The 22,899-nt window shown below is 64.9% G+C and carries 21 protein-coding genes; 13 read left to right on the top strand and 8 right to left on the bottom strand.

Annotation, left to right across the window (positions count from 1 at the left end; translation table 11 throughout):
* Positions 1-64 precede the first annotated feature (64 nt).
* Positions 65-979 (bottom strand): DMT family transporter, encoded by a 915-nt coding sequence (locus ACVWZ4_RS12930; RefSeq protein WP_456742212.1) that lies wholly within the window; start codon positions 977-979, stop codon positions 65-67.
* Between the two features lie 222 nt (positions 980-1,201).
* Here ACVWZ4_RS12930 and ACVWZ4_RS12925 point away from each other — a divergent pair, with 222 nt between their 5' ends.
* From ACVWZ4_RS12925 to ACVWZ4_RS12915, 3 genes are all read left to right on the top strand, one after another.
* A complete protein-coding gene (locus ACVWZ4_RS12925; protein ID WP_456700271.1) occupies positions 1,202-1,684 on the top strand; it encodes a MaoC family dehydratase in 483 nt (160 codons plus the stop codon).
* An 84-nt stretch (positions 1,685-1,768) separates the two neighbouring features.
* Positions 1,769-2,809: a GTPase ObgE gene (gene obgE, locus ACVWZ4_RS12920; protein WP_456700272.1), complete on the top strand. Its 1,041-nt coding sequence runs from the start codon at positions 1,769-1,771 to the stop codon at positions 2,807-2,809.
* A 137-nt stretch (positions 2,810-2,946) separates the two neighbouring features.
* Positions 2,947-4,581: an alkaline phosphatase family protein gene (locus tag ACVWZ4_RS12915; RefSeq protein ID WP_456763426.1), complete on the top strand. Its 1,635-nt coding sequence runs from the start codon at positions 2,947-2,949 to the stop codon at positions 4,579-4,581.
* Between the two features lie 44 nt (positions 4,582-4,625).
* On the opposite strand, the gene ACVWZ4_RS12910 is transcribed toward ACVWZ4_RS12915, so the two are convergent.
* A complete protein-coding gene (locus ACVWZ4_RS12910; RefSeq protein ID WP_456740431.1) occupies positions 4,626-5,603 on the bottom strand; it encodes a Bug family tripartite tricarboxylate transporter substrate binding protein in 978 nt (325 codons plus the stop codon).
* Positions 5,604-5,784: 181 nt separating this feature from the next.
* On the opposite strand from ACVWZ4_RS12910, the gene proB reads away from it, so the two are divergent.
* The 10 genes from proB to ACVWZ4_RS12860 all read left to right on the top strand — a co-directional run bounded on the left by proB (position 5,785) and on the right by ACVWZ4_RS12860 (position 15,421).
* The gene (gene proB, locus ACVWZ4_RS12905) at positions 5,785-6,906 is read left to right on the top strand and encodes a glutamate 5-kinase (RefSeq protein ID WP_456740430.1); all 1,122 of its coding nucleotides are present in this window, start codon (positions 5,785-5,787) and stop codon (positions 6,904-6,906) included.
* Positions 6,907-7,044: 138 nt separating this feature from the next.
* The gene (locus ACVWZ4_RS12900; RefSeq protein ID WP_456740429.1) at positions 7,045-8,340 is read left to right on the top strand and encodes a glutamate-5-semialdehyde dehydrogenase; all 1,296 of its coding nucleotides are present in this window, start codon (positions 7,045-7,047) and stop codon (positions 8,338-8,340) included.
* A 41-nt stretch (positions 8,341-8,381) separates the two neighbouring features.
* The gene (locus ACVWZ4_RS12895) at positions 8,382-9,008 is read left to right on the top strand and encodes a nicotinate-nucleotide adenylyltransferase (protein WP_456738268.1); all 627 of its coding nucleotides are present in this window, start codon (positions 8,382-8,384) and stop codon (positions 9,006-9,008) included.
* A 196-nt stretch (positions 9,009-9,204) separates the two neighbouring features.
* Positions 9,205-9,561, top strand: coding sequence for a ribosome silencing factor (gene rsfS, locus ACVWZ4_RS12890; protein WP_456700277.1), 357 nt, complete (start codon positions 9,205-9,207; stop codon positions 9,559-9,561).
* An 82-nt stretch (positions 9,562-9,643) separates the two neighbouring features.
* A complete protein-coding gene (rlmH, locus tag ACVWZ4_RS12885; RefSeq protein ID WP_456740428.1) occupies positions 9,644-10,126 on the top strand; it encodes a 23S rRNA (pseudouridine(1915)-N(3))-methyltransferase RlmH in 483 nt (160 codons plus the stop codon).
* A 31-nt stretch (positions 10,127-10,157) separates the two neighbouring features.
* Positions 10,158-11,525: a murein hydrolase activator EnvC family protein gene (locus ACVWZ4_RS12880; RefSeq protein ID WP_456700279.1), complete on the top strand. Its 1,368-nt coding sequence runs from the start codon at positions 10,158-10,160 to the stop codon at positions 11,523-11,525.
* Positions 11,522-12,886 carry a S41 family peptidase gene (locus ACVWZ4_RS12875; protein WP_456700280.1) on the top strand — a complete coding sequence of 455 codons (1,365 nt, stop codon included), beginning with the start codon at positions 11,522-11,524 and terminating at the stop codon, positions 12,884-12,886. The genes ACVWZ4_RS12880 and ACVWZ4_RS12875 overlap by 4 nt, the downstream gene beginning before the upstream one ends.
* Positions 12,887-13,070: 184 nt before the next feature.
* Complete coding sequence (locus ACVWZ4_RS12870) at positions 13,071-14,279, top strand: divergent polysaccharide deacetylase family protein (RefSeq protein WP_456700281.1); 1,209 nt, start codon at positions 13,071-13,073, stop codon at positions 14,277-14,279.
* Between the two features lie 71 nt (positions 14,280-14,350).
* Positions 14,351-14,857, top strand: coding sequence for an RNA pyrophosphohydrolase (locus tag ACVWZ4_RS12865; protein WP_456700282.1), 507 nt, complete (start codon positions 14,351-14,353; stop codon positions 14,855-14,857).
* 63 nt (positions 14,858-14,920) lie between these two features.
* Positions 14,921-15,421: an RNA pyrophosphohydrolase gene (locus ACVWZ4_RS12860; RefSeq protein WP_456700283.1), complete on the top strand. Its 501-nt coding sequence runs from the start codon at positions 14,921-14,923 to the stop codon at positions 15,419-15,421.
* A 170-nt stretch (positions 15,422-15,591) separates the two neighbouring features.
* Here ACVWZ4_RS12860 and ACVWZ4_RS12855 read toward each other — a convergent pair whose 3' ends face one another.
* The 6 genes from ACVWZ4_RS12855 to ACVWZ4_RS12830 all read right to left on the bottom strand — a co-directional run bounded on the left by ACVWZ4_RS12855 (position 15,592) and on the right by ACVWZ4_RS12830 (position 22,573).
* Entirely contained in the window at positions 15,592-17,268 is a 1,677-nt protein-coding gene (locus tag ACVWZ4_RS12855) for an adenylate/guanylate cyclase domain-containing protein (protein WP_456790135.1), read from the bottom strand.
* A gap of 151 nt (positions 17,269-17,419) precedes the next feature.
* Complete coding sequence (locus ACVWZ4_RS12850) at positions 17,420-17,827, bottom strand: F0F1 ATP synthase subunit epsilon (protein WP_456700284.1); 408 nt, start codon at positions 17,825-17,827, stop codon at positions 17,420-17,422.
* A gap of 89 nt (positions 17,828-17,916) precedes the next feature.
* Complete coding sequence (atpD, locus tag ACVWZ4_RS12845; protein ID WP_456700285.1) at positions 17,917-19,350, bottom strand: F0F1 ATP synthase subunit beta; 1,434 nt, start codon at positions 19,348-19,350, stop codon at positions 17,917-17,919.
* Between the two features lie 82 nt (positions 19,351-19,432).
* Positions 19,433-20,305, bottom strand: coding sequence for a F0F1 ATP synthase subunit gamma (locus ACVWZ4_RS12840; protein ID WP_456763427.1), 873 nt, complete (start codon positions 20,303-20,305; stop codon positions 19,433-19,435).
* A gap of 178 nt (positions 20,306-20,483) precedes the next feature.
* Positions 20,484-22,013 carry a F0F1 ATP synthase subunit alpha gene (gene atpA, locus ACVWZ4_RS12835; protein WP_456700287.1) on the bottom strand — a complete coding sequence of 510 codons (1,530 nt, stop codon included), beginning with the start codon at positions 22,011-22,013 and terminating at the stop codon, positions 20,484-20,486.
* Positions 22,013-22,573, bottom strand: a complete 561-nt coding sequence (locus ACVWZ4_RS12830; protein ID WP_456700288.1) for a F0F1 ATP synthase subunit delta — start codon at positions 22,571-22,573, stop codon at positions 22,013-22,015. Before ACVWZ4_RS12830 ends, atpA begins: the two co-directional genes overlap by 1 nt.
* Between the last annotated feature and the right edge of the window lie 326 nt (positions 22,574-22,899).

Raw genomic sequence — 22,899 nt, 5'->3', positions numbered from 1 at the left:
GCACGCGCAGCTGTCGTCCCGGCCTGGTGCGCAATCGCGCACGGGGGCCGGGACGACGTTGCCGCTACACCGGCGGATTGACCTCTTCGCCGGCGTGGCCGAGATCGCGCTCGCGCAGATAGATGTAGAAGCCCGCGCCGATGATGATCGCGGCGCCGACGATCGTGGCGATGGAGGGCACGTCCCCGAACACGACGAAGCCGAAGATCACCGCCCAGACGATCATCGAATATTGATAGGGCACCACCACGCTCGCCGGCGCGAGCTTGAGCGAACGGTTGACGCAGAACAGCGCCGTCACCGAGATGCACCCGGCCAACGCGAAGAACACCAGGCTGCGTGGAGTCGGCGGCACCCAATGGTAGGCCGAGAGTACAGCGCCCAGCGAAAACGTGCCGATGAACTGCGACGACGCCATCACGATGTCGGGCGTCCTGCGCAGGCTGCGCGTGATCAGCATCAGGGTCGCGAAGGAGAGACTGCCGCCGAGCGCGATCAGCGCCGGCAGGCTCACCGTCTGCGCCGACGGCCGCAACGCGATCAGCACACCGCAGAAGCCGACCAGGATCGCCGTCCAGCGCCGCCAGCCGACCTTCTCACCCAAAAAGATCGCCGACATCGCGGTGACGAAGATGGGACCGGCGAGATAATAGGTGATGACGTCAGCGAGCGGCAGATAGACGGCTGCGAGGAAGAACGCGGCCACCTCCAGCGTCGAGAGCACGACGCGGAACAGCTGCAGGCCCGGCCGCTCGAGATGCAGGAACTGGTGGCGCTGCCGCCAGATCAGCGGCGACAGCAACAGCAGCGCCGCGCAGGCGCGCAAGAACAGCAGCTGCCCGACCGAATAAGTCCCGACCAGGAACTTGCCCGTGGCGTCGCCGAACGAGAACATGAAGATCGACAGCACCATCAGCGCAATGCCGGCCAGCCGCGCCGAGCGGTCGTCATAGGCGGAGAGGTTCTTGAAGAGGGACATCGCCACGGGTGTGAGTTTGGAGTCGTCATTGCGAGGAGCCCGCCCGCAAAGACGAGCGGAGAGAGCGTCGGAAGCTGGCCACTCGATTCGCTCGGGGGTCTTTTAATGACGTGAGCCGCCGCCACAAGCCCGGGCAAGGCGAATTGAACGGATTGTCGCAGGCTACGCGGCGCGGTAGCGATAGACACTTCACCGAGGAAAGAGCCAGGAAAGAGCTTTGGCATGACCGACTTCGACCCGGCCCGGCACCGCATGATGTCGGCGCAACGCTGGTTTGAGGATTTCGTGGTCGGCGAACGCTTCGTGCTGCCGAGCCGGACCCAGACGACCGCGGTGTTCGCGGCGTTCCAGACCGCGAGCGGCGACACCCATCCGGTGCACTACGACGTCGAATATTGCCGCGCCCGCGGCATGCCTCATCTGCTCGCCCATGGCTTCCAGACGCTGATCCACACCGCGCCCGGCGCCGGCCTGTTTCCGTTCATGGTCGAGGAATCCCTGGTCGGCTTCCTCGAGCAATCGAGCCGGTTCCTCAAGCCTGTTTACGCCGACGACACCATCTATCCCGCGCTTGAGGTCATCGAGCTCGTGCCGGGGCGAACGACCGGCGCGGTGACGCTTCGGAGCACCGTGTTCAACCAGCGCAAGGAGCTGGTGCTTGAAGGGACGCAGAAATTCCTGATCAGGCGCCGGCCGGTCGGTTAAGCACGCGACGAATTCGCCGGATTCGGGCCGATTTGCGGACAAGTCCGGGTTGCCGGGCGTGCCCGGCTGGCCTACCTATGGCCCATGAAATTCCTCGACGAAGCAAAGGTCTATATCCGCTCTGGTGACGGCGGGAACGGCTGCGTGGCGTTCCGCCGCGAGAAGTTCATCGAATTCGGCGGTCCCTCCGGCGGCAATGGCGGCCGCGGCGGCAATGTCATCATCGAGGTTGCCGATGGCCTCAACACGCTGATCGACTACCGCTACCAGCAGCACTTCAAGGCCCAGAAGGGCGAGAACGGCTCGGGCTCGGACCGACATGGCGCAAACGGCAAGAACATCGTGCTGAAGGTGCCCATAGGCACTCAGATCTTCGATGAGGATCGCGAGACCCTGATCCACGACTTCACCAATGTCGGCGAAAAATTCGTGCTCGCCGAGGGCGGCAATGGCGGCTTCGGCAACGCGCATTTCAAGACCTCGACCAACCGTGCGCCGCGCAATGCCAATCCCGGCCAGCCCGGGGAAGAGCGCTGGATCTGGCTGCGGCTGAAGCTGATTGCGGACGCCGGTCTCGTCGGCATGCCCAATGCCGGCAAGTCGACTTTCCTGTCCAAGGTCAGCGCGGCGCGGCCGAAGATCGCCGACTATCCCTTCACCACGCTGCATCCGCAGCTCGGCGTCGTGAACGCCGACGGCCGCGAATTCGTGCTCGCCGACATTCCCGGCCTGATCGAAGGCGCGCATGAGGGCACCGGACTCGGCGATCGCTTCCTCGGCCATGTCGAACGCTGTCGCGTGCTGCTGCATCTGATCGACGCCACCTGCGAGCATGCCGGCAAGGCCTACAAGACCGTGCGCAAGGAGCTCGACGCCTATGGCGGGCTGTTGACCGACAAGATCGAGATCGTCGCGCTGAACAAGATCGACGCGGTCGACCCGGACGAGCTGAAGAAGCAGAAGGATCGGCTGAAGCGCGCCGCCAAGAAGACGCCGCTGCTGCTCTCCGCCGTGACCGGCGACGGCGTCAGGGAAGCGCTCCGCGCGCTCGTCGATGTGATCGGCGAGGCGCCCGTCTCGGCCAAGGCAAAGAGCGCGGCCGAAGCGGAGCCGTGGTCGGCGTAGACTCTCCCCGCTGTCGTCCCCGCGAACGCGGGGACGACAGTGGAGTGCATGGCCCCAGGCACGCGCATCACTGGCAGGTTGCCATCGCGCCGTCGATAGCGCAGCATCAGATAATCAAGAAATTTCCGGGATGACGCATGGCACGCGCGAAGAACGTTCTCTGGATCATGTGCGACCAGCTTCGCTATGATTATCTCGGCTGCACCGGCCACCCCACGCTGAAGACGCCGAACATCGACGCCATGGCCAGGCGCGGCGTGCTGTTCTCGAAGGCCTATGTGCAATCGCCGATCTGCGGACCGTCGCGGATGTCGTTCTACACCGGGCGCTACATGCGCTCGCACGGCTCGCATTGGAACGGCTGGCCGCTGCGCGTCGGCGAGCCCACGCTCGGCGATCATCTCAAGAAAATCGGCGTGCGCAATGTGCTGGTCGGCAAGACCCACATGGCGCCTGACCTTGAAGGCATGAAGGCGCTCGGCATCCCGCCGGAATCGGTCATCGGCGTGCATGTCGCCGAATGCGGCTTCGAGCCTTACGAGCGCGACGACGGCCTGCATCCGACCGGACGGCCACGTCCGAAATACGACGAATATCTGCGCCGGCAGGGTTTTGAAGCGACGAACCCCTGGGAACACTGGGCCAATTCAGGCGCGGCGGAGGACGGCTCGTTGCAGAACGGCTGGCTGCTGGTGCACGCCGACAAGGCCGCGCGCGTGCCGGACGAGCATTCCGAGACGCCCTACATGACGCGGCGCGCGATGGATTTCATCAGCGAGGCCGAGACCGACGGCCGGCCGTGGTGTCTGCATCTGTCCTACATCAAGCCGCACTGGCCCTACATCGCGCCGGAGCCCTATGCGAGCATGTATTCGACTGGCGACATGATCCCGGTGATCCGCTCCGAGCGCGAGCGGCAGAACCCGCACCCGGTGTTCGGCGCCTACATGGACATGCGCTACTCCCGCAACATGGCGCGCGACGAAGCCCGCGAGAAGGTGATCCCGACCTATATGGGCCTGATCACCCAGATCGATGACCAGATGGGCGTGCTGATGAAATTCTTGGAGGAACGCGGCCTCCTGGAAACCACCATGATCGTGTTCACCTCCGACCACGGCGATTACCTCGGCGATCACTGGATGGGCGAGAAGGATTTGTTCCACGAGCAGTCGGCGAAGATCCCGCTGATCATCATCGACCCCTCGCAAGAGGCCGACGCGACGCGCGGCAGGCAGAGCGACGCACTGGTCGAAGGCATCGATCTCGCGCCGACGTTCGTCGATTATTTCGGCGGCAAGGTGCCGAGCCACATCCTCGAAGGACGTTCGCTGCTGCCGCTGCTGCGTGGACCTACGCCGCCGGATTGGCGCAAGGTGGCGTTCTCCGAATACGACTACGCCATGCAGGATGTCAGGTTGAAGCTGAACCAGCCGATCGAGCGCTGCCGCCTTTTCATGGTGTTCGACGGCCGCTGGAAATACGTCCACGCCTCCGGCTTCCGCCCGATGCTGTACGATCTCGAAACCGATCCGGAAGAATACGTGGATCGCGGCAACGATCCGGAATGTGCCGGCATCATTGCGCGGCTCCAGGCAGAGCTGTTCGACTGGGCGCTGCATCCGAGCGGCCACATCACGACGCCGCGGGAAAAGATCGCGGCTTATGCGGACAACCAGCTTCAGGTGAAGGCCGGATTCCTGATCGGCATCTGGGACGAGAACGAGCTCGCCGCGATCAGGGACGGTATCGCGCAGCGCGCGAAGATGTGAGCCTCGTGATTGCGGGCGTAGCGAAGCAACGACGAGAGGAGAGACTAGTTCTCGATCTTGTATCCCGTCGCCTTCACGATCGGCTGCCAGAACGCCGTGTTCGCGGCGAGTTCCCTGGTCAGCCCGTCCGCGCTGCTGCCAACCGGGATCAGGCCGATCGCCGTGAGCTTCGCCTTCACCTCGGGTTTTGCAAGCACCGCGCTCGAGGCCGCTCCTAACTTGCTCGCAAATTCCGGCGGGCTGCCGGCGGGAAGCCACATGCCGTACCAGGCGTCCGCCACGAGGTCGATGCCATTCTCCTTCAGCGTGGGAACGTCAGGTGCAAACGGCGAACGCTCCGCGCTCGAGACCGCAACGATCTTCACGCCCTTGGCACGATGCTGCGGCAGCGCATCGGCCAGCGTGGTGATCCCAAAGGAAATGTGGCCGCCGATGACGTCGTTGAGAACAGGCGCACTGCCGCGATAGGGCACGCGCGTGAGCGGGATGCCGAGATCCTTCTCGAGCTTGGAGCCCATGAAGTGGGGGATAGTGCCGTTGCTGGGAACGCCGAACGATGTCTTGTCGGGATGCGCTTTCAGCCAGGCGACAAATCTCTTGAAATCCGCAGCATCGATCTCCGGGCCGATCACGACGGCGAATTCGAACCGCGCGAGCAGCGACACCGGCATGAAATCCTTGGCGGTGTCGAAGCTCGGTGTCGTCTCCACCATCGGCAGCAGGTACATGGTCGGCCCCGTCGTCACCAGCACCATGCTGCCGTCGGGGCTCGCACCCTTCACCGATTTGATGCCGATCAGCCCGTCGCCGCCGGTGCGGTTCTCGACCACCATGGTCCGTTGCAGCATTGGCGCGACCTCCTGCGCAATCAGCCGGCACAGCGTGTCGCCGCCCGCGCCCGCCGCGAACGGAAAGATGATCTTGCTGAGTCCAGCCTGCGCTTGCGCCTCACCCGCCTGCGCCAGCAGCGGCAGGTCGAGACATCCTCCAAGACATCCGGCCATGAATTTGCGGCGATCCATTCGTATCCTCATCCAGCCCGTTATCGGTCGGCGGCATTAGAACCCGGCTGGCCGCCAAGACAAGGCCGGCCTTCGCCGATTGCCGCGCCTGCTGCCTTGCGCCGGCCGCCGTCCTGCTGCAAAAGCAGCCTCATCGGCGTTGCCCGTCGCTCCGCCGATTCCAGAGCAACCTGACAACACCATGGCCAGCCCCGAACTCAGTCAATTCCGCCGCATCGTCGTCAAGGTCGGCTCCGCGCTGCTGGTCGATTCCGACCGGGGTGAGGTGCGCGCCTCCTGGCTCGCTGCGCTCGCCGACGACATGGCGAAGCTGCACAAGGAGGGCCGCGACGTTCTCGTCGTCTCCTCGGGCTCGATCGCGCTCGGCCGCAGCCGGCTGAAACTGCCTCGCGGTCCGCTGAAGCTGGAGGAAAGCCAGGCGGCCGCAGCCGTCGGCCAGATCGCGCTGGCGCGGATCTGGTCGGAGGTGCTCGGCGCGCATGACATCGGCGCCGGCCAGATCCTGGTGACGCTCCAGGATACCGAAGAGCGCCGCCGCTATCTCAATGCCCGCTCCACGATCGGCAAGCTGCTGGAGTGGCGCGCGATCCCCGTCATCAATGAGAACGACACGGTCGCCACCACCGAGATCCGCTACGGCGACAACGACCGTCTCGCCGCCCGCGTCGCCACCATGGCGAGCGCCGATCTGCTGGTGCTGTTGTCCGACATCGACGGGCTCTACGACGCGCCGCCGAAGAACAATCCGAACGCAAAACTGATCCCCGTGGTCGAGAGCATTTCCTCGGAGATCGAGGCGGTGGCGGGAGATGCCGAGTCCGAACTGTCGCGCGGCGGCATGCGCACCAAGGTCGAGGCGGCCAAGATCACAACGACTGGCGGCACGCATATGTTGATCGCATCAGGCAAGATCGAACACCCCTTGCAGGCGATCGCCAATGGCGGCCGCTGCACCTGGTTCCTGACGCCCGCCAATCCCATCACCTCGCGAAAACGCTGGATCGCGGGCACGCTGGAGCCGAAGGGCACGCTGACCATCGACGCCGGCGCGGTGACCGCACTGCGCGCCGGCGCCAGCCTGCTGCCCGCCGGCGTGATCAAGGTGGAGGGCCAGTTCGCCCGGGGCGATGCCGTGATCGTGCGCGGCCCCGATACCAGCGAGGTCGGCCGCGGCCTGATCGCCTACGACGCCGAGGTCGCCGAGCGCATCAGGGGCCGCTCGTCCCCGGATGTGATGAACATCCTCGGCATCAGCGGTCGCTCGGAGATGATCCACCGAGATGATCTGGTGGTGGGCGGGTAGGGCCCGCGGCCCGATCGCTGGGCCAGAGACCCAGCTGGGGCGCGGCACAACCCGGCGTACCTGCCATACCCTCCCGACCCTTCGCAAATGCGGGATTTCCGTGCTAGGACACCGCCTTAGCAGAAGGTTTGACGCCCCATGGCCGCCCCCCTCAAAGCCGTCGACGGCAATCCCGATCTCCAGGCGCTGATGTCCGATCTCGCCGCCCGTGCCCGCGCCGCTGCGCGCGTGCTGGCGCTGGCGCCGCCGGAGCAGAAGAACCGGGCGCTGGAGGCCATGGCGAAGGCGATCCGCAGCAATGCTGCGGCGATCCTTGCCGCAAATGCCGAGGACGTCGCGGAAGCCCGCGCCTCGGGCAACGCAACCTCCTCCTTCATCGATCGCCTGACGCTGACGCCGGCGCGGGTCGAAGGCATGGCGGAAGGCATCGCCGTCGTGCGCGGCATCGCCGATCCCGTCGGCATCGTCACCGAGAGCTGGCAGCGGCCGAACGGCATGATCATCGAGCGCGTGCGCGTGCCGCTCGGCGTCGTCGGCGTGATCTTCGAGAGTCGTCCCAACGTCGCGGCGGATGCTGGCGTGCTGTGCCTGAAGTCGGGCAATGCCGTGATCCTGCGCGGCGGCTCCGACAGTTTCCGCTCCTGCCGCGCCATCCATGAATGCCTCGTGCAAGGTTTGCGCGAAGCGGGACTGCCCGAAGCTGCGATCACGCTGGTGCCGACGCGCGACCGTGCGGCGGTCGGCATGATGCTATCGGGCCTTAACGGAGCGGTCGACGTGATCGTGCCGCGGGGCGGCAAGAGCCTCGTCGCGCGCGTCGAGCAGGAAGCGCGCGTGCCCGTGTTCGCGCATCTCGAAGGCGTCAATCACGTCTACATCGATGCCAGCGCCGACCTCGCCATGGCGAAATCGATCGTGCTGAACGCCAAGATGCGCCGCACCGGCGTCTGTGGCGCGGCCGAAACGCTGCTGGTCGATCGCGCCGCAGCTGGCAAGAGCCTGAAGCCGCTCGTCGAGATGCTGCTCGACGCCGGCTGCGAAGTGCGCGGCGACGATGCCGTGCAGAAGACCGACTCGCGCGTAAAGCCTGCCAGCGAAGAGGATTGGGACACCGAATATCTCGACGCGATCATCGCGGCGAAGGTGGTCGACGGCGTCGACGGCGCGATCGCGCATATCCAGGACCACGGATCGCATCACACCGATGCGATCGTCAGCGAGAACGACGGGGCCGCGAAGAAATTCCTGAGCGAAGTCGATTCCGCGATCGTGCTCCACAACGCCTCGACGCAGTTCGCCGACGGCGGCGAGTTCGGCTTCGGCGCCGAGATCGGCATCGCCACCGGCCGCTTCCACGCCCGCGGCCCCGTGGGCGCCGAGCAGTTGACGAGCTTCAAGTATCGCGTTCACGGCACCGGGCAGACGCGGCCGTAAGTAAGGTCGCAAGGCGGGGGGCATTGAGTAACACATTCGTCGTGCCGCGTTCGGTGGCGCAAGCGACCCCGCCCTCGACCCCGGGCATGCGCATCGGCCTGCTCGGCGGCTCGTTCAATCCGCCGCACCAGGCCCATCGCGCGATCAGCCAATTCGCGCTCAAGCGATTGCAACTCGATCGGGTCTGGTGGCTCGTGACGCCGGGCAACCCGCTCAAGGAGAACGGCAATCTGCATGAGCTCGGCGAGCGCATGCAGGCCGCGCGTGACGTCGCTGACGACCCCAGGATCGAGGTGAGCTGTCTCGAATCCGTCATTCGTACGCGCTACACTATCGACACGATCAACACCTTGCGCCGCCGCTTCAACGGCCTGCGCTTCGTCTGGATCATGGGCGCCGACAACCTCGCTCAATTCCATCGTTGGCAGGACTGGCGGCGCATCGCCGCCCAGGTGCCGGTTGCGGTCATCGATCGTCCGCCGCAGAGCTTTCGGGCGCTCGCCTCTCCCGCCGCCAAGGCGCTGGCGCGCTACCGCCTGGCGGAGAATAAGGCAGCCTTGCTTGCGGATCAGCCGGCGCCGGCCTGGGTCTTCCTGACCGGATTGAAGCTGAATCTCTCCTCAACGGGCCTGCGGAACCCGGACGGGAGCTGGAAAGGTACGAAGTGAGACGGATTCTGCGCGGGGTTGGGGCTCTCTGGCATATTGAAACCCTTAACCCCACATGATGTAGTGTAGCCAGTGAGCGCTGGATTCGGCGTTCGCGATACAGTGAAAGGAATGGTCCCTGACCACATCTGTATTGTCCAAGTCTGTTTTACCCAAGGCAAAACCGGCGCGTAAAACATCGACCAAAGCTGCGGCCTTGAAGGCGCAACCCGACGCCGACAAGACGCTGAGCCTGATCCTCTCCCGCCTTGACGACATGAAGGCGGAAGAGACGGTCACCATCGACCTTCGCGGCAAATCGGCATACTCCGACTACATGATCATCACCACCGGCCGGGCGAACCGGCACGTTGGCGCGATCGCGGAGAACGTCGCCAAAGGCCTCAAGGAAAACGGCATCAAGAACATCCACGTCGAGGGCTTGCCCAATTGCGACTGGGTGCTGATCGATTCCGGCGATGTGATCGTGCACGTGTTCAGACCCGAGGTCCGTGAGTTCTACAACCTCGAGAGACTGTACACGCAGGGCCCGGGGGCGGCGAAGGCGATCTAGGCTGACTTGAGCCGATTTCGCATCGGCTGACGCGCATGCTAGCGTCATGCGCGCGCATGGTGCGCGCGATTCAAGAGATGCTATGCGTGTTGCCGTCATTGCGGTGGGCCGGCTGAAGCAGGGCCCCGAACGGGAGCTTGCCGACCGCTATTTCGAGCGGTTCGACGAGACCGGCCGCAAGCTCGGATTCCGTGAGCTCACTGTCCACGAAATCCCGGAAAGCCGCGCCCGCGACGCCGCAACGCGGATGACCGAGGAGGCCGCGGCGATCTCCGCCCATATCCCCGGCAAATCGATCCTGGTGGCGATGGACGAGCGCGGGCAAAATCTCGATTCCACCGTATTCGCACGGAATCTCGGGCGCTGGCGCGACGAGGGTGCCGGTCATACGATCTTCGTGATCGGAGGGGCGGACGGACTTTCGCCCGAATTGCGCCGTAAGGCCAAGCTCGCGATCGCGTTCGGCTCTGCGACCTGGCCGCACCAGATGGTCCGCGTCATGCTTCTGGAACAGCTGTATCGGGCCGCCACCATTCTGGCCGGCCACCCCTATCATCGCGCGTGATTCGCGCCACAACGAGCACCTTGCAGACGAGATGCGAGCGCCGATCCTCAATTTGCTGCTGATTGCGAGTTGCGCCGGGGCAAGCCTCTTCGCCGAAGAAACCCTCGCGCAAGCTCAGACGGGGGCACCGGCGCCACAGACCGCAGCCATCTCGCCGGACGCCATCAAGCAGCGTGAGCAGGAGCTGGAGGCAGCGCGCGCCGGCCAGAAGAGCGCGGAGGAAGCGCAAGCCAAGCTGAAGGCCGAAATCACCGCGCTCGGCCAGGACCGCACCCAGCTCAATCAGCAATTGATCGACACCGCCGCCAATGTTCGCACCGTCGAGACCAAGATCGACGCGGCCGAAGCGCGGCTGAAGACGCTGAACGGCCGCGAGCAGGCGGCACGCGCCTCGCTCGATTCGCGTCGCGCCGACATCGTCGAGGTGCTGGCGGCCCTGCAACGCGCCGGCCGGCGCACGCCGCCAGCATTGCTGGTGCGGCCCGAAGATGCGCTGCAATCGCTACGCACCGCGATGCTGCTCGGTGCCCTCGTGCCGGAATTGCGCGGCCGCGCCGAGAAGATCGCGGGCGAGCTCGGCGACCTCGTGGCCTTGCGCAAAACCATCGCCGCCGAGCGCGACCAGCTCGCATCCGACCGCGACAAGATTCGCAGCGACCAGACCCGCCTCACCGCCCTGGTCGAGGAGCGGCAGCGACAGCAATCCTCGCGCGAAAAGGACCTCGACGCCGAGAATTCGCGCGCCATCACCCTGTCAAAGCAGGTCGGCGATCTCCAGGGGCTGATCGCCAAGATGGAGCAGGACCTGCAAAGCGCCGCCAGGGCGGCCGAGAAAGCGGCCGAGGCCGCAAAACAGGCCGAGGCCAACGAGGCTAAGGCAGCAGCGGCAAACGCGACGGCCGATGCCAAATCAGGGCCGGCCGTGTTCAAGGACCGCTCCCGGACCAGCCCGGCGATCCTGTTCGCCTCGGCGAAGGGGCTCCTGCCCCTGCCGGTTAACGGTAACAAGATCAGGGACTTTGGCGGTTCCGACGGAATCGGTGGGATTCAGAAGGGCATTTCGCTGGCCACCAAGCCTGGTTCGCAGGTCACGACGCCCTGCGACGGCTGGGTGGTCTATGCCGGCCCGTTCCGCAGCTATGGACAACTCTTGATCCTCAATGCCGGGGGCGGGTATCATGTCCTGATCGCCGGGATGGAGCGCATTTCGGTAAACATCGGACAGTTTGTGCTCACGGGGGAGCCGGTCGCGACCATGGGGTCGACATCTCAAGTCGCCTCCATTCTCGCCACCAACGCGAGTCAACCTGTGCTGTATGTCGAGTTCCGCAAAGACGGCACTCCAATCGATCCAGGTCCATGGTGGGCCGCAAATGAAGGCGAGAAGGTTCGCGGATGATGCGCAAGACTTCAGTTATCCTCCTCAGCGCGGCCACCGGTGCGGCGCTGACGCTGTTCGTGACCCAGCCGCGCGCGGTGTTCATGGGCTCCAGCGCGCGAGCCGCGACCGCCGACACTTATCGCCAGCTCAATCTGTTCGGCGACGTCTTCGAGCGCGTGCGCTCCGACTATGTCGAGAAGCCCGACGACACCAAGCTGATCGAATCCGCCATCAGCGGCATGCTTTCCGGCCTCGATCCGCATTCGAGCTACATGGATGCCAAGAGCTTCCGCGACATGCAGGTGCAGACCCGCGGCGAGTTCGGCGGCCTCGGCATCGAGGTCACCATGGAAGACGGCCTGATCAAGGTGGTCTCGCCGATCGACGATACGCCGGCCTCGCGCGCCGGCGTCATGGCCAACGACATCATCACCAATCTCGACGATGAGGCGGTGCAGGGCCTGACCCTGAACCAGGCGGTCGAGAAGATGCGCGGCCCCGTCAACACCAAGATCAAGCTCAAGATCATCCGCAAGGGCCAGGACAATCCGATCGACGTCACGCTGGTGCGCGACAACATCCGCGTTCGCTCGGTGCGCGCGCGCGTCGAGGCTGACGACATCGCCTATATCCGCATCACCACCTTCAACGAGCAGACCACCGAAGGCCTGAAGAAGGAGATTGCGAACCTCTCGAGCCAGATCGGCGACAAGCTCAAGGGCTACATCATCGACCTCCGCAACAATCCGGGCGGTCTGCTCGAGGAGGCCGTGACCGTGTCCGACTCCTTCCTGGAGAAGGGTGAGATCGTCTCGACCCGCGGCCGCAACGCCGAGGAGACCCAGCGCCGCGTCGCGCATGCGGGCGACCTCACCAAGGGCAAGCCAGTCATCGTGCTCGTCAACGGCGGTTCGGCCTCGGCATCGGAAATCGTCGCCGGCGCGCTGCAGGACCACAAGCGCGCGACCATTGTCGGCACCCGCTCGTTCGGCAAGGGGTCGGTGCAGACCATCATCCCGCTGGGCTCGGGCAATGGCGCGCTGCGCCTGACCACCGCGCGCTACTACACGCCGTCGGGCAAGTCGATCCAGGCCAAGGGCATCGTGCCTGACATCGAGGTGCTGCAGGACGTGCCCGACGAGCTGAAGTCGCGCACCGACACCAAGGGTGAAGCTTCGCTCCGCGGCCATCTCAAGAACGACGGCGACGAGAAGACCGGTTCGCAGTCCTACGTTCCGCCTGATGCCAAGGACGACAAGGCGCTCAAGATGGCCGACGACCTGCTCCACGGCATCAAGAACAGCGCCAGCGCGGCGCCGGCGCCGGGTGGCGACAACAAGGCCGCGCCCGCGACGGACAAGCCCAAGGCCGCGAACTAAGGCCGCGAACTAAGGCCGCGAGCTAAACGCGATCGACGCGATCTCATGCAAAGGGCGGCTCCAACAGCCGCCCTTTTTGCTGCTGCCCATTTTGCTTGGGAACTCCCGACATCCCCGGCCTATCCCGGCCTGCCGCCGCTTGACCGCGGCGTGGTATCGTCGGTGGAGTGATTCGGGATCTCGCATGACTGAAACGGCCGATGATCTGAGCGCCCCGCTCGGACAGGACACGCCGCGCCGGAAACGGCGGCTGCGGCTGCCGTTCACCGCCATGCAGTTGCTGGCTGTGATGCTCGGCCTGTTCCTGGTGACCTTCGCCGGCTTCGCCATCTTCAACAAGGACCCGCTCGGCGGCGAGCCGATGACGCGGATCGCGATCCGCGATCTCAAGGCCACGGACGAGAAGCCTGCCGCCGGCCAAAGCGAGGAAAGCAAGCGCGCGACCAAGGAGGCGCCGAAGGAAGCCGCGTCCGGCGATCAGAAGACCGTCACCATGATCGACGGCTCGACCGGCGCGCGCCACGACGTGGTGATCGGCGCGGGCGACGCCGCCGACAAGGGCGAGGCGGTTTCCGCTCCGCCCCCCGTCATGACCGGGATCGATCCCAAGCTGCTGGAGAAGTCGCGCTACGGCATGATCCCCGCGGTATCGGGCGATCTCAAGCCGTTCAACGTCTACGCCGCCGAGGCCGACCGCGCCAAGGCCGCGAAGATGCCCGTGGTGGCGATCGTGATCGGCGGCCTCGGCGTCGGTGCCGCCAAGACCACCGATGCCATCATGAAGCTGCCGGGCGCGGTGACGCTGGCCTTCACGCCTTATGGATCTGATCCCGGAAAGTTGGCCGAGCGCGCCCGCGCCCAGCGCCACGAGATCTTCCTGCAGATCCCGATGGAGCCCTACGATTTCCCGGACAATGATCCCGGCCCGCAAACCCTGCTGACGTCGCTCACGGCAGACCAGAACACCGATCGCCTCTACTGGCACCTGAGCCGGATACAGGGCTATGCCGGCATCACCAATTTCATGGGCGCTCGCTTCGTGGCGACGGACGCGGCAATGCAGCCGATCATCCGCGAGGCCTCCAAGCGCGGCCTCGGCTTCTTCGACGACGGCTCCTCGCCGCGCAGCATCGCAGGCCAGGCGGCCGGCAGCCTCACCGTGCCATTCGGCAAGGGCGACATCGCGCTCGACGCGGTGCCGACCCCGACCGAGATCGACCGTGCGCTGAACAAGCTGGAATCGATGGCGAGGGAACGCGGGGTCGCCATCGGCACCGCCTCCGCGCTTCCCGTCTCGATCGAGCGGGTCGGCGCCTGGATCAAGACATTGAGCGACCGAGGTATCCTTTTGGTGCCATTGACAACCGCGATGCTGAAATCAAAATCCAGTTAAATCAAAGAATTGGTACGCCATGGGCCGGAGTGCCCGGCAGCGTTCCAGCAGTACCCGAGAGGTTTGGCGGAATGGCGCGTTACGAGGATCTGCCCTACCGAACCTGTGTCGGGGTCATGCTGATCAATCCGAAAGGCCTGGTGTTCATCGGCCGCCGTGCCGGCGGCATCGAGCACGTCGACGACCGCCATGTCTGGCAGATGCCGCAGGGCGGGGTCGATCCCGGCGAGGACAATTGGGCCGCTGCCAAACGCGAGCTTTATGAAGAAACCAGCGTGCGCTCGATCGAGCGGCTCGCCGAGGTGCCGGACTGGCTGATCTACGACATTCCGCGCACGGTGGCGGGACGCGCCTGGAAGGGCCGCTACCGCGGCCAGCGCCAGAAATGGTTCGCGGTGCGCTTCACCGGCAAGGACAGCGAGATCAATGTCGAGAAGCCCGGCGGCGGCGGCCACAAGGCCGAATTCGTCAGCTGGCGCTGGGAGCCGATGAAGAATCTTCCCGAGCTGATCATTCCGTTCAAGCGCCCTGTCTATGAGCGCGTGGTCAAGGAATTTTCCGCGCTCGCGGACGACTAGATCAAATTGTCGTCCGGACTTTGGTGCTAAGGCATCGCCGGACTGACAATGAGAGACTCCCGCGTGACGAGCGAAAAACCCTACCGTCCCAATGTCGGGATCGCGCTGTTCAATGCCGACGGCCGCGTGCTGATCGGGCACCGCTTCAAGGGCGACGGCCCCGAGATCATCCTGCCGGGGCTCGACTGGCAGATGCCCCAAGGCGGCGTCGACGAGGGCGAGAACCTTCGCGATGCCGCGGTGCGCGAGCTCTGGGAGGAGACCAGCGTCGTCAGCGCCTGCTATCTCGGCGAGACCGACTGGTTCACTTACGAATTCCCGCCCTATGACGGTCCGCAGACCCATCGGCTGGCCAAATTCCGCGGCCAGCGTCAGAAGTGGTTCGCGCTGCGCTTCACCGGCAAGGAGGACGAGATCGACCCGCTGACGCCGCGCAACGGCCAGCCCGCGGAGTTCGACGCGTGGCGCTGGGAGCGACTCGATCGCGTCGCCGACCTCGTGGTGCCGTTCCGCCGCGACGTCTACCGCGCAGTAGCCCAGGAGTTCGCGCCCTTCGCAAACTGAATTCGCGAAAACAACCCCATGCACAGTAGCCCGGGGGTTGGTTGATCAGAGAAGTTTTTTGGAAATTTGAGTGAGCAACGCAGCACTCTCTCGTTCCCTCCCCACAGGGGGGGGGGGAAGGGAACGCACCTTCGTCGGAGTGGCGATTGTGGCTTATACTGCGAGGCTACTTAATTGATCGGTCCCACCGTAAACGGGCCGATCGCGATGACGTGGCAGTCGCTGTCGTGCTTGACGCAATCGGCGATCGCGCCGTCGACGGCGGTCTGCTCGTCGGCGGCCTTCAGGCCTAGGCCGGAGCGGCCCGACGTTCCGACGGCGACCGCATTCCAGCCCAAGCCGTCGCCGAGCTTGCGCACGACCTCGGGGCGCGCATCGGCCACGATCGAGGGATTGCTCGCGGGGTGGAAGAAGCCAACGGCCCTGAGCAGGGTCGGGATTGGCACGACATAGACATCGTCAACCGCCACGACCATGCAGGGAGAGCCTGCGAACGCACCGCAGGATTCCAGCGAACGCCGCGTAGCCTCGTCGACCGAGGTCGCCCCCAGCGTCATGAAATACTGACCGCCCGGCCCGAGCGCGACCGCCCGTGACTTTGCCGCCGGCGCGTAGACGTTCTCGATGCGGGTCCTGGCCTGATCGCGCAGCAGCGGAAAATCTTTCGCCACGAGCGGGCGCTCGGTCATGCTGTCGTGCCGCACCCAGGGCGGCGGCGGCATCGGCGGATTACCATGGCTGTAGACCACCTTGTTGCCGACCGCATAGAGCTCGCAGCGCCGCGGCGATTGCGCGGCATCCGCACGCTTCTGGCACTGATCGAGCGCGGCGGCGCGCGCAGCTTCCTCATTCGGCTGATTGACCGAGGCGCCAGTGAAGCCGGTGATGTTCAGGGCGAAGGCCTTGTAATCGCCGGCGGCTGAATAATCATTGCCGAGATAGCCACGCACGCGCTCACTGACAAACGGCACCGCATCCGCAGGGAGCTTGCCGTTCGGTGCCGCCGGCGTCGGCACTGGCGTGGACATCGGCGTGGCGGCAGCCATTTGGGTCGGTGTCGATGTCGGCGTCGGTGAAGGCATCGGCGCCTTCGCGGCCATCGTGGGTGTTGGACTCGGGGTCGCTGCGGCCGTCGCGCCTGGCAGCGGAGCAGGCGTGGTTGACGCCGCGACATCAGGTGTCTTGCCGGTCTCGAGCTTGCTGAAATAGAGGAGGCCGCCGACGGCGATGGCGACGACCGAGACCACGCCGACCACCAATGGCCACATCCAGCTCGGCCCCTGCCCTGCCTTGGCGGCCTTCTTCAGCTGCGGCGTCGCAAAAGTCCCGTCCTCACGCCGCATCGCCACCATGTAGGCGTGCACCGGCGTCGGAATGTTCTTGACCTCCTGCGCACCGATATCGGCGAACTGCACCGACAGCTTGTTGGCGACCTGCTCGTGCACGGCACGGGAGATGCAGATGCCACCGACCTCGGCGAGCCCCTCGAGCCGGGCTGCGATATTGACGCCGTCGCCGAGCAGATCGCCGTCACGTTCGACGACGTCGCCGATGGTGATGCCGATCCGGAACGTCATCTGCCGGCTCGCCGGATAGGCCATGTTTCGGGTTCGCAAGGACTCCTGGATGTCGATCGCGCAGCGCACAGCTTCGACTGCGCTCGGGAATTCGGCGAGCACGGCGTCACCGGCGGTGTTGAAGATGCGTCCGCCGGCCCTGGCAATGAAGTCGTCTACGACAAGACGATAGGATGCCAGACGCCGCAGCGTCTCCTCTTCATCCTCCGCGACCAGCCTTGAGTAACCGGCAATATCGGCTGCGAAAATCGCTGCGATCTTGCGTTTCATCCGCTACCCGCCCCGGAACACATCCGCGGGCGCAGAATGCCGCCATCTCCGGCGCGGCGCAACAAAGTTTCAGCGCCCGCCATTTGTGGTGACGAGCGCTGAACTTGTTCAGGAATTTAGAGCTTTGAGCCCCGGAGCAGTGCACCGGGGCTTAGTGCATCGCCGTGGTATTGAGCTGCTGCTGGATGCTCTTGAAGTGATCGAGCCGCTCGATCGCCTGATCGAGCTCGCCGCCTTCGTGCTCCTTCAAGCCTTCCTCCATCTCCGCGATGGTCTCGGCGAACTCGGCGCGGTCGAGCTCGGCCAGCGAGGTCGCGACGTCGGCAAGCACGGTCAGGCCCTTTTCGGAGACTTCGGCGAGGCCGCCGAGCACGATGATCTTCTCGTGGCGGCCAGCGGTGGTGACGACGAGGATGCCGGGACGGATCGCAGCCACGACAGGCGCGTGCCCCGCCAGCACGCCGAAGTCACCTTCGACACCGGGAATGTCGACCTGATCGACTTCGCCCGAGAAGGCGAGCTTTTCCGGAGAGACGAGATCGAAGTGGAAGGTGGCCATGGGAAACCTTGCGAATGGCGAATGGCGAATAGCGAGTGGCGAAAAGGAGCAGCGAAACTATTCGCGACTCCCCATTCGCCATTCGCTTCTTAAGCCGCTTCAGCGGCGAGCTTCTTGCCCTTCTCGACGGCTTCTTCGATGGTGCCGACCATGTAGAAGGCGGCTTCCGGCAGGTGGTCATACTTGCCTTCCACCAGGCCCTTGAAGCCCTTGATGGTGTCGGCGAGGTCGACGAACTTGCCCGGCGAACCGGTGAAGATCTCGGCGACGTGGAACGGCTGCGACATGAAGCGCTCGACCTTGCGGGCGCGGGCCACGGTCAGCTTGTCCTCTTCCGAAAGCTCGTCCATGCCGAGAATGGCGATGATGTCCTGGAGCGCCTTGTAGCGCTGCAGCACCTGCTGAACCTGACGGGCCACCGCGTAGTGCTCCTCGCCGACGACCAGCGGGGAGAGCATGCGCGAGGTCGAGTCGAGCGGGTCCACCGCCGGATAGATGCCCTTTTCGGCGATCGAGCGCGACAGCGTGGTGGTTGCGTCAAGATGCGCGAACGAGGTCGCGGGGGCCGGGTCGGTCAAGTCGTCGGCCGGAACGTAGATGGCCTGCACCGAGGTGATCGAACCCTTCTGGGTGGTGGTGATGCGCTCCTGCAGCGCGCCCATGTCGGTCGCGAGCGTCGGCTGATAACCCACGGCGCTCGGAATACGACCGAGCAGCGCCGACACTTCCGAGCCGGCCTGGGTGAACCGGAAGATGTTGTCGACGAAGAACAGCACGTCCTGGCCCTGGTCGCGGAAGTCTTCGGCGATGGTCAGACCCGTGAGCGCGACGCGGGCGCGGGCGCCCGGGGGCTCGTTCATCTGGCCGAACACCAGCGCGCATTTCGACTTCACGCTCGGATCCGGATTCTTCGGATCGGCGTTGACCTTGGACTCGATGAACTCGTGATAGAGGTCGTTGCCCTCGCGGGTCCGCTCGCCGACGCCGGCGAACACGGAGTATCCACCGTGCGCCTTCGCGACGTTGTTGATCAGCTCCTGAATCAGCACGGTCTTGCCGACGCCGGCGCCGCCGAACAGGCCGATCTTGCCACCCTTCGCATACGGAGCAAGAAGATCGACGACCTTGATGCCGGTGACGAGAATTTCAGCTTCGGTCGACTGGTCGGTGTAGGTCGGCGCTTCCTGGTGGATCGCGCGCAGGCCTTCCGCCTTGACCGGACCGGCTTCGTCGATCGGCTCGCCGATGACGTTGATGATGCGGCCGAGCGTGCCTTCACCGACGGGAACGCGGATCGGCGAACCGGTGTCGGTCACTTCCTGGCCGCGAACCAGACCTTCGGTGGTGTCCATCGCGATGGTGCGGACGGTGGACTCACCGAGATGCTGAGCGACTTCGAGCACCAGGCGATTGCCGCCGTTCTTGGTCTCGAGCGAGTTGAGAATGGCCGGCAGGTGGCCTTCGAACTGCACGTCGACGACGGCGCCGATGACCTGGGTGACGCGACCGAGCTGGGCTGCCATTGAATGTCTCCTTCGATCCGAACTTGTAGACCACGGTCAACCGACCGGGATGTTGGGTTTGACGAGTGCCGATGCGTCTTTGCTAGACGGCTTCGGCGCCCGAGATGATTTCGATCAGTTCCTTGGTGATCTGCGCCTGACGCGTGCGGTTGTAGACCAGCGTCTGCTTGCGGATCATCTCACCGGCGTTGCGCGTCGCGTTGTCCATCGCGCTCATCTGAGCGCCGTAGAACGAGGCGTTGTTCTCGAGCAGCGCGCGGAAGATCTGGACAGCGAGGTTGCGCGGCAGAAGACGGGTGAGAATCTCGTCCTCTTCGGGCTCGTATTCGTAAGGCGTCGTGTTGGCGCTCGAGTCCTCCTCGACCACCAGCGGGATGATCTGCTGGGCGGTCGGGATCTGCGCGATCACCGAACGGAAGCGCGAGTAGAACAGCGTGCAGACGTCGAACTCGCCGGCGTCGAACCGCGCCAGAACCTTCTTGGCGATATCCTCGGCATTGACGAAGCCGAGCTGGCGCACGCTGCGCAGGTCGAGATGCTCGACGATCTGCTTGTCGAACTGCCGGCGGAGCTGCTCGTAACCCTTGCGGCCCACGCAGAAGAATTTCACGTCCTTGCCCTGGGCGATCAGCGCCAAGGCGCGCTCGCGGGCGAGACGCACGATCGACGAGTTGAAGGCGCCCGACAGGCCGCGCTCGCCGGTGCAAACCAGCAGCAGATGAACCTGGTCGCGGCCGGTGCCGGCCAGCAGCACCGGCGCGCCGGGCGAACCTGCCGCGGCGCTGGCGATGTTAGAGATGACGGCGCTCATCTTGTCGGCATAAGGACGCGCCGCTTCCGCCGCGGTCTGCGCACGTCGCAGCTTCGAGGCCGCGACCATCTGCATGGCCTTGGTGATCTTTTGCGTCGCCTTGGTGGAGGCGATGCGCACGCGCATGTCTTTAAGTGACGCCATTCTTCGTTCACCCCGGCGGTTCGACCCAGACGGTCAAGCCACTAGCCTATCCCAGTCGTCATGCCCGGGCTCGTCCCGGGCATCCACGTTCTATCTTGCAAGCCGAAACGCGTGGATGGCCGGGACATCATTTGCGAAGACGCGCTTCGCGCTTTAGCCCGGCCATATCGGCTGTTAATTACGCGAAGCTCTTCGCAAAGCCTTCGACCACCGACTTCAGCTTGGCAGCAGTGTCGTCGGAGAGGTCTCGGCTGTCGCGGATCGCATTGAGGATGTCGACGTGCTTGCCGCGCAGCAGCGACAGCAGCCCGTCCTCGAACGCGCGCACCTTGCTGACCGGAAGCGGATCGAGATAGCCGTTGGTGCCGGCCCAGATCACGCAGACCTGCTCTTCCATCTTCAGCGGCGAGAACTGCGGCTGCTTCAACAGCTCGGTCAGGCGCGAGCCGCGGTTCAGCAGGCGCTGGGTCGAGGCGTCGAGGTCGGAGCCGAACTGCGCGAACGCCGCCATTTCGCGGTACTGCGCGAGCTCGCCCTTGATCTTGCCGGCGACCTTCTTGGTGGCCTTGGTCTGCGCCGAGGAGCCGACGCGCGACACCGACAGACCGACGTTCACCGCGGGGCGGATGCCCTGGAAGAACAGGTCGGTTTCCAGGAAGATCTGACCGTCGGTGATCGAGATGACGTTGGTCGGGATGTAGGCCGACACGTCGTTGGCCTGGGTTTCGATGACGGGCAGCGCCGTCAGCGAGCCCGAGCCCTGGTCCTTGTTCAGCTTCGCCGCGCGCTCGAGCAGGCGGGAGTGCAGATAGAACACGTCGCCCGGATAGGCTTCGCGGCCCGGCGGCCGGCGCAGCAGCAGCGACATCTGGCGGTAGGCGACGGCCTGCTTGGACAGATCGTCGTAGATGATGACCGCGTGCATGCCGTTGTCGCGGAAGTACTCGCCCATGGTGCAGCCGGTGAAGGGCGCGATGTACTGCATCGGCGCCGGATCGGAGGCGGTGGCGGCGACGACGATCGAGTATTCGAGCGCGCCCTGCTCTTCGAGCACCTTCACGAACTGGGCAACCGTCGAACGCTTCTGGCCGACCGCGACGTAGACGCAGTACAGCTTGATGTTCTCGTCGGGCTGCGCGTTGAGCGGCTTCTGGTTCAGGATGGTGTCGAGCGCGATCGCGGTCTTGCCGGTCTGACGGTCGCCGATGATCAGCTCGCGCTGACCGCGGCCGATCGGGATCAGGGCATCGATCGCCTTGAGGCCGGTCGCCATCGGCTCGCTCACCGATTTGCGCGGAATGATGCCGGGCGCCTTGACGTCGACGCGCATGCGCTTGTCGGCCTGGATCGGGCCCTTGCCGTCGATCGGGTTGCCGAGCGCGTCGACGACGCGGCCGAGCAGGCCCTTGCCGACCGGCGCGTCCACGATGGCGCGGGTGCGCTTGACGGTCTGGCCTTCCTTGATCTCGCGGTCGGCACCGAAAATAACGACACCGACGTTGTCGGTTTCGAGGTTCAGCGCCATGCCGCGCGTGCCGTTCTCGAATTCGACCATTTCGCCGGCCTGGACATTGTCCAGACCGTAGACGCGGGCGATGCCGTCGCCGACGGACAGCACCTGTCCGACTTCGGAGACTTCAGCTTCCTGGCCGAAATTCTTGATCTGGTCCTTGAGGATCGCGGAAATTTCCGCGGCGCGGATGTCCATCAGCCTGCCTCTTTCATCGCGTGCTTGATCGAATTGAGTTTGGTGCGAAGCGAACTATCGATCATGCGGCTGCCAAGCTTCACGACGAGGCCACCGATGATCGAGGGATCGATCTTCACGTTGAGCGCGACGTCCTTGCCGGTCACCGACTTCAGGGCAACCTTGAGGGCGTCGAGATTCTTGTCCGAGAGCGCTTCCGCGACCGTGACATCCGCCGTCGCCTCGCCCTTGAACCTGGCGACGAGGGCGCGATAGGCGCGGATGACGTCGGCCACCGCGAACAGGCGGCGGTTGGCGGTCAGCACTTTCAGGAAATTGGCGGAAATGCCTGATATGCCCGCCTTGTCCAGCACCGCCGAAAGGGCCTTTGACTGGGCGTCAGCCGCAAAAACCGGGCTGCGGACGAGGCGCTTGAGATCAGCGCTTTCGTTCAGCAGAGCCTCGAACTTGTCGAGATCGGCCTTGACCTCGTCGACCACTTTCTGGTCGCGGGCGAGTTCAAACAAGGCCGTTGCATAACGGCCGGACACACCTGAAACCGACGTATCTTCTGCTGCCACCGACGCGCTCTTTGTGCTGTCAAACTCGCAAGGGGAAAACCGTCGCCACAACGCGGCGCCTAGCGATCCAAGCCCTTGGAATTCAAGCGGGACTTTGATTCTCGGCCGACACGGGGACGTGCCGGGTCCGTTAAAATCGCGGCTTTGCTAACATAGCAGGCGCGCACGTGCAACATGACGCCAAATTAAAGGCATGAGGTTCTGTCGGCCGTTCGTCGCAGTTCGAGACGCGGCTGCGACCGCCTGACCTGAGCTGCCAGGCTACGGGCTGCCGGGCGCCGTTCGTCGGCAACGCGCGCATTCGTTCCCGCCCTCAGCGCATACCC

This window comes from Bradyrhizobium sp. USDA 4472, from assembly GCF_054058595.1.
The sequence above is the reverse complement of the archived record's forward strand: the minus strand, read 5'-3'. Positions and strand labels throughout refer to the sequence as shown.